Origin of the sequence: Mesorhizobium carmichaelinearum, from assembly GCF_900199455.1 — a bacterium.
Classification (GTDB): Bacteria; Pseudomonadota; Alphaproteobacteria; order Rhizobiales; family Rhizobiaceae; genus Mesorhizobium; species Mesorhizobium carmichaelinearum.
Genome location: NZ_FZQR01000132.1, coordinates 1 through 840, shown reverse-complemented (window position 1 = coordinate 840; position 840 = coordinate 1). Strand labels below are relative to the sequence as shown.

1 protein-coding gene is annotated in these 840 nt (G+C 56.1%); it reads right to left on the bottom strand.

Going from position 1 to position 840, the window contains the following annotated elements; all coding sequences use genetic code 11:
- Window positions 1-493 precede the first annotated feature (493 nt).
- Window positions 494-709, bottom strand: coding sequence for a hypothetical protein (locus CKW40_RS42330; RefSeq protein WP_179298324.1), 216 nt, complete (start codon window positions 707-709; stop codon window positions 494-496).
- Window positions 710-840: the final 131 nt, after the last annotated feature.

The following is an 840-nucleotide window of genomic DNA, read 5'->3' as shown; positions in this document are numbered from 1 at the left end:
CTGCCTCGTTCTCAATCGCATGACCGCGTGCGCACGCCCGGACTCCGTTCGCTGCCTGGCAAGGCCGACATAGGAGGCGACATCAAAGACCCGATCGTGTCCAATGCCGCTTTCATGCACCAATGCCGATTGGAGCCGATAAATTGTATGTCCGGAATCTGGCGCAATGCGGTCAGGTGCGTTTCCGCCTGAGAGAGTCCGCCGCTCAAGTTTGCTAGGGCGGGGTCGATGTCTCAGCTCGCAGCTTATTCGGAACGCCCTTTTCGAAAAACAATCACGGAGATCGAAAAATGTTCGGGTAGGTTCCCACGCATAATCATAAGGATGGATGCCGGGCAATTGAAGCGGTCGGAATGCGGGCCGCCTGAGTTAACTTTCTCGCCATTCGCGCGTGCATCGGTGCATCAAGCGGGCGGATCCAGAGTGACAGACCGATCGTGGAAACAAATGTGGCCCTCTTTGCTTTGTTCGCGGTATCGATCCGATCCGATTACTATGCATCCATGTTGTTTTTGGATGCCGGCCCATCTGCGAGCACGCGTTCCAAATTCTCATACACGCGACGATGCCGTTCTTCTGGCATGCGTTCCAAATTGTGCAGCTTCCAGCGAACGGCTGGCAACTTGTCTGCCCCTTCAATGCCGAGCAGATTCCATTGCGGGTGACGCGCCTTGAAGGAGAGCAGGAATTGTCGCTGATCGTCGGTCAACGCAGTATCCATCCGGCGTGTCGCGCCTTGTTCGGGTGATGAACGAGTGGTCTTAAGCGTGCTCTTATGAGCGCACTTAGGAGCAGTTGATGGGTCAGATCACGTTGCTCACAGGCCCCGAACGTCGGCGG